At 35.1% G+C, this 7,749-nt stretch carries 8 protein-coding genes; 1 reads left to right on the top strand and 7 read right to left on the bottom strand.

All coding sequences use genetic code 11. From position 1 onward, the window contains the following. The 6 genes from ACFSR0_RS07045 to ACFSR0_RS07070 form a co-directional block, all read right to left on the bottom strand. Positions 1–111 (bottom strand): helix-turn-helix domain-containing protein (locus ACFSR0_RS07045; protein WP_379981660.1); only part of this gene is annotated, 111 nt, incomplete at its 3' end. 16 nt (positions 112–127) lie between these two features. Continuing rightward, complete coding sequence (gene tnpA / locus ACFSR0_RS07050) at positions 128–532, bottom strand: IS200/IS605 family transposase (RefSeq protein ID WP_379981287.1); 405 nt, start codon at positions 530–532, stop codon at positions 128–130. 1 nt (position 533) lies between these two features. After that, complete coding sequence (locus tag ACFSR0_RS07055) at positions 534–689, bottom strand: hypothetical protein (protein ID WP_379981289.1); 156 nt, start codon at positions 687–689, stop codon at positions 534–536. After that, complete coding sequence (locus ACFSR0_RS07060) at positions 689–1,978, bottom strand: DUF2130 domain-containing protein (RefSeq protein ID WP_379981291.1); 1,290 nt, start codon at positions 1,976–1,978, stop codon at positions 689–691. Before ACFSR0_RS07060 ends, ACFSR0_RS07055 begins: the two co-directional genes overlap by 1 nt. 104 nt (positions 1,979–2,082) lie before the next feature. After that, entirely contained in the window at positions 2,083–2,856 is a 774-nt protein-coding gene (locus ACFSR0_RS07065) for a phospholipase D-like domain-containing protein (protein ID WP_379981293.1), read from the bottom strand. Between the two features lie 71 nt (positions 2,857–2,927). Beyond that, positions 2,928–5,987, bottom strand: a complete 3,060-nt coding sequence (locus tag ACFSR0_RS07070; protein ID WP_379981295.1) for a type I restriction endonuclease subunit R — start codon at positions 5,985–5,987, stop codon at positions 2,928–2,930. A gap of 271 nt (positions 5,988–6,258) precedes the next feature. Between ACFSR0_RS07070 and ACFSR0_RS07075 the strand changes: the two genes are divergently transcribed. Continuing rightward, positions 6,259–6,645 (top strand): restriction endonuclease subunit S, encoded by a 387-nt coding sequence (locus tag ACFSR0_RS07075; RefSeq protein ID WP_379981297.1) that lies wholly within the window; start codon positions 6,259–6,261, stop codon positions 6,643–6,645. Positions 6,646–6,681: 36 nt separating this feature from the next. Here the strand turns inward: ACFSR0_RS07075 and ACFSR0_RS07080 are convergent, their stop codons facing one another. Then, positions 6,682–7,596 carry a site-specific integrase gene (locus tag ACFSR0_RS07080; protein WP_379981299.1) on the bottom strand — a complete coding sequence of 305 codons (915 nt, stop codon included), beginning with the start codon at positions 7,594–7,596 and terminating at the stop codon, positions 6,682–6,684. Positions 7,597–7,749 lie beyond the last annotated feature (153 nt).

The following is a 7,749-nucleotide window of genomic DNA, read 5'->3' on the forward strand; positions in this document are numbered from 1 at the left end:
GTTAAGCATTAGATTGTAGACCTTACGGACACAGCCAAAAGATTGGGCAAAGAAGAGCTCTTGCTCTTCTGTTGGATAGAGTCTGAATTTATATGCTTTTAGTCGTTCCATAAAATTCACCAACTCTCTACTTATGATTATTTTTTTGATTTTGAATATAGTTCTTAATCACCCCAATTGGTACACCGACAGTTGTCAAAAGACAAAAACTTTTAGACCAGAACATTTCTTTCCAAAGAAATTGTTTCACTTTTGGGAAATTACGTTTTATCAAACGTGAGCTAGCACTTTTATAGGCATTGATGAATTTTGTCAATTCTGTCTTAGGTTGAGCTTTGAACATAATGTGAACGTGATCTCTATCATGATTCCACTCAACTAAAATAATGTGATACGATTCTGAAATTCTTTCAAAAGTCGATTTAGCATAGTCAGATATTTCATCATCAATTACTTGTCTACGGTATTTAGTTACTAAAACAAGGTGATAATAAAGAAGAAATACTGAATGGTTATTTGTATCTAATTCCATGTTATTTTTCTTTGGTTGTTGTAGAAAAAGCGAGTGAATAGAACTCTGGCAATCCTTTCAATACTTCTTTTTGCTCCTTTAATGAATACAAGGTAGGTGTGGTATTGGTCTTTTGTTGGGTTTCCGTAGGTGTCTTGGTCGTACAACCTACCCACACTATTTCTCCAATGAATCAAATTTTTCTTTCATTGTGGGATTATTTTTCACAAGTTTTTTGACAGTCAAATCGTCTGCTTTATTATTGGCTAAGCGAAGATTATTTTCCGATGACAACAGTGCGTCTTTCGTTTTTTGCAAATGCGTAATTGTCTTGTCGATTTCATCGATAGCCGTTTGAAATTTGCGACTAGCAAGCTCGTAATTTTTTGCAAAACCAGTCTTAAATGCTGTAAGTTCTTCTTCAAAATTGGTGATATCAATATTTTGCTCACGCATTAATGCAACTTCTTGCTTGTATTGTAATGAATTCATCGCTGCATTTCGTAGTAAGGTAATAATTGGAATAAAGAATTGGGGGCGGATGACATACATTTTTTCATACTCATACGAAACATCCACAATCCCAGTGTTGTACAATTCATTGTCTGCTTCCAGCATCGTGACAAGAATGGCATATTCACACTGCTTTTCGTTGCGATCTTTATCCAACTCTTTAAAAAAGTGTTCATTCTTTTTCTTCGTAGCCGTTTCATCGCCTTCATTTTTCATCTCAAACATGATGGAAATAATTTCTGTGCCTCGTTCATCAAATTCGCGATAAATATAATCGCCCTTGCTCCCCGTGCGTGCATCATTATCTTTTCCAAATTGCGCACGTGGAAAAGCTGTCGTACGTAGCCGATTAAACTCTATTTCGCAGTGTTGTTCCAGACTTTCTCCCACCATTTTGGTCGATTGTTTTGCTTTAAAATCCTTGTAAAAAGCAATGGTCTCTTCTTTTTGTTTTAATTCCATTGCATATTTTTGGTGAATCGCAGTCTTTTCTAGTTCTGTTTCTTTTTCTTGTAATTGGAGTTTGGTTTGCAAAGCTGCAATTTCCTGTTCTTTGTGCGCATTGGCTTCCAGTAATTGCACATTGCTCGCATTTTCCAGTTCTTTGATTTTTGAGTGCAGCGTAGCAATTTCTCGCTCTTTTACCGAGAGCTCTTCCACCTTGGACTTTTCAACCTCACTCTTCAGCAACTCTTTCTCACTTGCAAAGGCCGTGATTGTGTGTTTTAATTCTTGAATTTCTTGTTCTTTTAGCGAAAGTTTTTTATCTAATGCACTGGCTGCCTTTGCTTCAGCCAATGCCAATTCACTTCGATGTTGTTGAGAAATTTGTTCGAGTTTTTCATGAATCTCTTCGGTAAATTCTTTTGTCCGTACTTGATTTAAAATTTCCGCATAACTTGCTTCATCGATGGTAAATTCTTTGCCACAATTGGGACATTTCAGTTGATGCATGCACAATTCCTCCTTGTGTTTTGGTGTGGGTAGATCATTTTTTCAATCATACGTCTAGTTTTAAAATACGAGAAAGAAAATAAAAAATCCTGTCTCCTTCAATATTAATAACTTTTCCGATAAATACCTTTTCCAACAAATTCTATAATACCCAAATCTCTCAAATTTTGTAATACTTGACGCATTTTTTCCTCGATATGTTGATTTTTTGGATGTAAAATTTGCATTTGCGACTTATATTGATACACATCTGCCAAAGTAAATTGATCATCTTGAATTTTTATCAATTCAAAAATTTCTTGTTTCCATCCATTTAATTGGGTTCTTATGACCTCTTCTTTCATTAATAAATTTGTAGGCGAATCTTCAGACATCACTGTTGTCAAATACGTTGGCTTTAGTGTTTGCTGAAACTTCATTAGCTCTGATAACCACTCTTGTTTTATTTCATTGGTTAATGGGTCATGATAAATGGCCTCAATGTCATTTACAAGTTTGGCAATCAACTGTTGATCATTAAACAGCACACCATATTCCAAGTTGCTGTGAAGTCCACCATTTGTCAAATTAGCTGAAGTAACAATGCCATACTTTCTGTCAAAAAGATAAATTTTTGCATGTAACGTCGCATACCCAAAAAGTCGGCCATTTTCTCCTAGCCAAGTAGATAATGCCTCAGTGTCCAAAGACTGAGACATAATATTTCTTAAAGATGGATTGGTCACTAAAGAAAGTTTAGTAGCTGCTTTTTTGTATGAAAGTAGTGATTTAGTGGCATCCGTCTTTACATAAGGTGAGACACACTCTATTGACTGAGTGGCGGAACTAGTTAAATCCATCAATTTTTCATAATGATTTCTTTTTAACAACTCCAACATATCGAATCTTCTCCTAGTCAAACTTAATCGGATAACCTAGCATCTTGATCAAGCAGTCTTCCTATTATCTTTTACCTCTTCCGAAAAGGCAAAATCTCTTCCTTAACGACCTCATTCAAATTTTGAATCATTGAACGTCCGTACTTTAATTTCGTAACCGGATTATCATTTGCTTCACGGTAGGCTTGATAATTACCAGTTTTTTTCAATTCATTTTCACCCGGTTGCTTCTCGTTTTTCTCATTAAAATTGGAAACCACATAAGCAACTTCCTCTTCATCAACATGCCAAAAATCCGCAAACCCCTTGATAACGGTTGTCTCCTGTTTTTGAATAACATCTTCTAGAACATTTGACACATTTTGATCGCGATATGCTTCAGGATTCTCTAAAATATTCGCCCAAATTTCTTGCAATACTTCAGCTAATTTAGGATTATTTTTCCGCAAAGTTTCAATGTATTTGTTGATTTCAGCCGTTGCTTTCTGATCTTCTTTTGGCAACAACTCATACTCATCATCTCCAGAAGGTACAAAAGCCTGAATTAACATCAAGATATATTCGTAGTTAATTTCTTCTGTATTTACCGACTCTAGTTCATAAGCAATATCTACCTCAACATCATCAGGACCAGGGTCGCTACCTATTCTGATTATTTCAATTGCATTTTCATATTTTCCACGATACGCCTCATATTCTTTGGGGTTAAAAGGAAATTCACTTCCCATCATATCCATATCAAATTCAGAATATACTTGAACTGCCGCATAAGCTTTGTCAAATTGTTGAAATGCTTTAATGAATCTCTTTAATTCTCCTTGATTCATTCCTTCGAGATTCAATTCTTTGGGGTTTGAAACAAGCTCTTTTAATTCCGTAATTGTCTCCGAAAAAGAAGTGGCAGATTCCTGCCAGCTTGGCGCCAACACTTCATTTTGTCCCCCATTGGAATAAAGAATAAGTGCCTCTTTCACCTTTTCCTCAAATGTTTTAGGTGCTTGAAAAGTAACAATTTGACCATACTTTTTATACTTGTCAAATAAACGATTGGTCCGCGAAAAAGCCTGAATTAAGTCGTGTGGTTTCATTGGTTGTCGATCAATAAATAACGTTGATAAACATGGCGCATCAAACCCTGTCAATAAGCGGTCTACAACAATCACTAAATCCAATTGTTCGGAACGCACCAAATATTTTTCTTTTTTTCGAGCTAGTCGATCATTTACATTGCGGTTGTATGCACGCATTGTCTCAATTGTAAAATTTGTTCCAAACTCTTGATTATAAAGTGTTATCGCCTTTTTCATTTCATCTTGATTCGCTATTGAAGCTTCCTCATTTTCAGAAATCGAATATGTAATAGCCACTTTAGGAAAATCCGGCAGCACACGCTTTACTTCTTTATCTATGACAATGCTACTTTCACCATTTTTAACAGATTGAAACAAGTCAAAATATTTTTGGGCTTGTGCAATCGAACTAGTCGTTAAAATGGCATCATACGTTTGTCCAACACCTTTCATAAAGCCCAATTTATTCCTAGATTTATTTACAATTGAACGAACAACCTCTAGCATGTGTTCTTCTTTTAAATAAATGTTTTTAGGCAAACGCGCCTCTTTATCAGGAATCGACCAGTCGGCAATAGCAAGTTCATTTTTAGATTCTAATTGGGCAACAATACAATCCAAATCATCTTGAGCATAGGTGGACTTATACTCCACCTGAAATCCCAAAACAGCCCTATCATGGATGGCTTCTTTCACTGTGTATTCATGAAGGCAATCCCCATATTGTTGTGCAGTAGTTCGTGGTAAATCACCAACAGCTGTTTTGGCATTTTCTTTAAAAATAGGTGTTCCTGTAAAGCCATACCACAAGGAATAGATGAAGAATTCTTCAATTTCTCTTTTTTTCGCTGGACTAACTGCACGGTGGCATTCATCGACAACAAACGCTACTTTTAAGTTCACCAACTTTTCATATTGTTTGGACTTTTCTTGCTGAGCAAAACGCTTCATGACGAAATTTAATTTTTGAATAGTGGTCACAACAACTGTACGATCATCGGACAATAACTTTTTGATTAAATCGTTCACATTATCCGTTTCATCAATTTCGATTACATCATTTTCTGCATAAGAAGTAAATGAATTCGTTGTTTGTTGATCCAAATCGACACGATCCACGATAAAAATCGTTTTTTGCAATGAAGGAATTTGCAAAAGATTTCGCGCCACTTTATAGGAAGTTAATGTTTTCCCCGAACCTGTTGTATGCCAAACAAAACCAGATTTTTGTCGTTTGGATGCTTCTTTCACCTGCTCAATCGCATGAATTTGATATGGACGTAATAAAATTAATGCACGTTTTTCGTTGTCCAATACGGTGTACTGTGTCACCATTTTGTGCGCCATTGGAATGGACAGTACTTCCCTCGCAAATTCCAAGTAATCCGTCACAGGTTGATTTTCTTGATCGACCCATTTGGTTAAGAATTGCTCATTTAATTTCGTATCCTGTGCAGCAGCAATGTAACGTGAATCTGAACCATTTGATACAACAAACATCTGTACAGTTGAGTAGATACCAGTAAATTTCCCTTCTCGAACGTATTTTTTGATTTGTCGAAACGCATCCATATATGAATGTGATCGATTTTTTAGTTCTATATGAATCATTGGCAAACCATTAATTAACAAAGTAACGTCAAAGCGGCGATTGGCATCCTCCATGACTCGTTTTGAAGACACGAACTGATTGATGACCTCATAAGAAGAAATTCCTCCCGCCACATCTTGTCGGTTAATAACCCGCAACCGAATGGTACCTAACGTTGCATCCTGTCTTTGAACTTGCACCTTAGCAATACCATTTTCACCAACTAGCCACTTTGAAGCTTCATAAAAACTACCAAATGATAGTTGATTTTTAATTTGACGAAACTCTTGTTCCGATAGTGGGACTTCTCCAAGAACATCTTGATTGTTGCGTTCAAGTTTTAATTTAAAATTTTCCCACAGCTCTTCTTCTGTATGTAAATCATTTCGATAAACCCATTGCGAAGGTCCAGAAATTAGTTGCTGAATCAGTGTATCTTCCATTATTTGCTCGGCTGTCATTTGCGCCATCATTTCACCCACTTTTGTTATTTTATTTTTCAAAAAACTAGTTCTTATTATTGAAATATTTTCATATATATACATGATAAATCGGTTTCTCATCAAAAATTATAGCATAACTATCCGTTCATTTACGTATCATTGTGAAACAAATGATGATTGATTCATTAAAATTTATTGGGAAGAGTGTAAGTTAAATACGTTAGCAGAGTTCAATCCTACATCCAATTTACCTGAAATATTCGAGTATGTTGATTTAGAATCTGTAGTTGGAACTAAATTGATCGGACATAGAACGGAAAATAGAGATTCTGCTCCTTCAAGAGCGCAACGTTTAGCTAAAAAAAATGATGTATTTTATCAGACAGTACGTCCTTATCAAAAGAATAATTATCTCTTTGATTTATCCAATGCTAACTATGTTTTTTCTACAGGTTATGCACAAATGAGACCTATAGGCAATGGTCACTTTCTTTTGGCTTTAGTGCAAGAAGACAAATTTGTAAATAAAGTTTTAGAAAGAAGCACAGGAACAAGCTATCCAGCTATAAATTCAAATGAACTTGCACAGTTACTCGTCAAAGTACCTATTGACATTAGAGAACAACAAAAAATAGGCTCATTCTTCAAACAATTAGATGAAACTATCGTTCTTCATCTGTTTTAGATAAATTCTCTTAATAAAATAACAAAAACCCATCTGTCAAAGACCAGATAGGTAGCGCATAATTTTATCATTATCCTGATTTTCTAATTCTTGAATAATGTGTAAATAGATTTGTTGAGTTGTGGTCATATTCGCATGTCCCAACCTACGAGCAACACTTGCAATTGAAACACCAGCAAATAATAACAAAGAAGCATGTGTATGTCGTAATCCATGAATCGTAATTACCGGAATATTGGTTTTCTTACAGTATCTCTTGAGTAGATTATTAACAGTTGAGTTAAACACTCTCGCTTCAACAAAAATAGGTTCATCTTGTGGAAGATCCTTGATTAATTGAGCAAACTGCATCCCTGTTTTCCAGTCAATAGAGACGTGTCTTTTTGATGATGCATTTTTTGTACCCATGAACCCTCCTTCATTTGTTTTATAATTCCAAGTTTTAGTCACCGAAACTGTCTGATTGAAGAAATTAAAATCCTCAGGTGTAAGTGCTAACGCTTCAGAAAAACGTAAGCCAGTTTTAGCGATTAATAGGATTAACCAATCAAATGTCACTTTTTCTGTTAATTCCAACGTATCCAATAATTTTTGTAAATCAAACTGATTCAAGTATTTATCTTTCTTTGGACGAGGTGTTTTTCCTTTTATTACAACCTTTCTCGTTGGATCGGATAAAATAACACGTTCATCTAATGCATCTCTTAGTGCCCCTTTTAATTGATGATGAAAATCTAAGGTTGTTTGACGTTCGTGCGTCAAAGCATATTGATTTAATAAGCTTTGATAGGATTTTCGATCTATGTCATGAAGTAGCAAAGATGGTGCTAATTCTTTCACCCATCTTAAACTCATCTTGTATTTTGATAGAGTCACTTCCCTTACCGCACCAACTTTGTACAAATCAATCCATTCCTTAAAATATTCATGAAACGTTACCTGCTTTTCCATAAAAAAACCTCCACATAATTATTTGACCGCAGTCCATTCATTATGTAGAGGATATAATAAGAAATTCAACGTTATTTTTATTTTTAAACAAACATTTTTTGTAACATACTTTTTTTCATTAAATTGAGCTGATCGATCTTACGTTGATGAAGA

It is taken from the genome of Enterococcus camelliae, assembly GCF_042685105.1.
Lineage (GTDB): Bacteria > Bacillota > Bacilli > Lactobacillales > Enterococcaceae > Enterococcus_G > Enterococcus_G camelliae.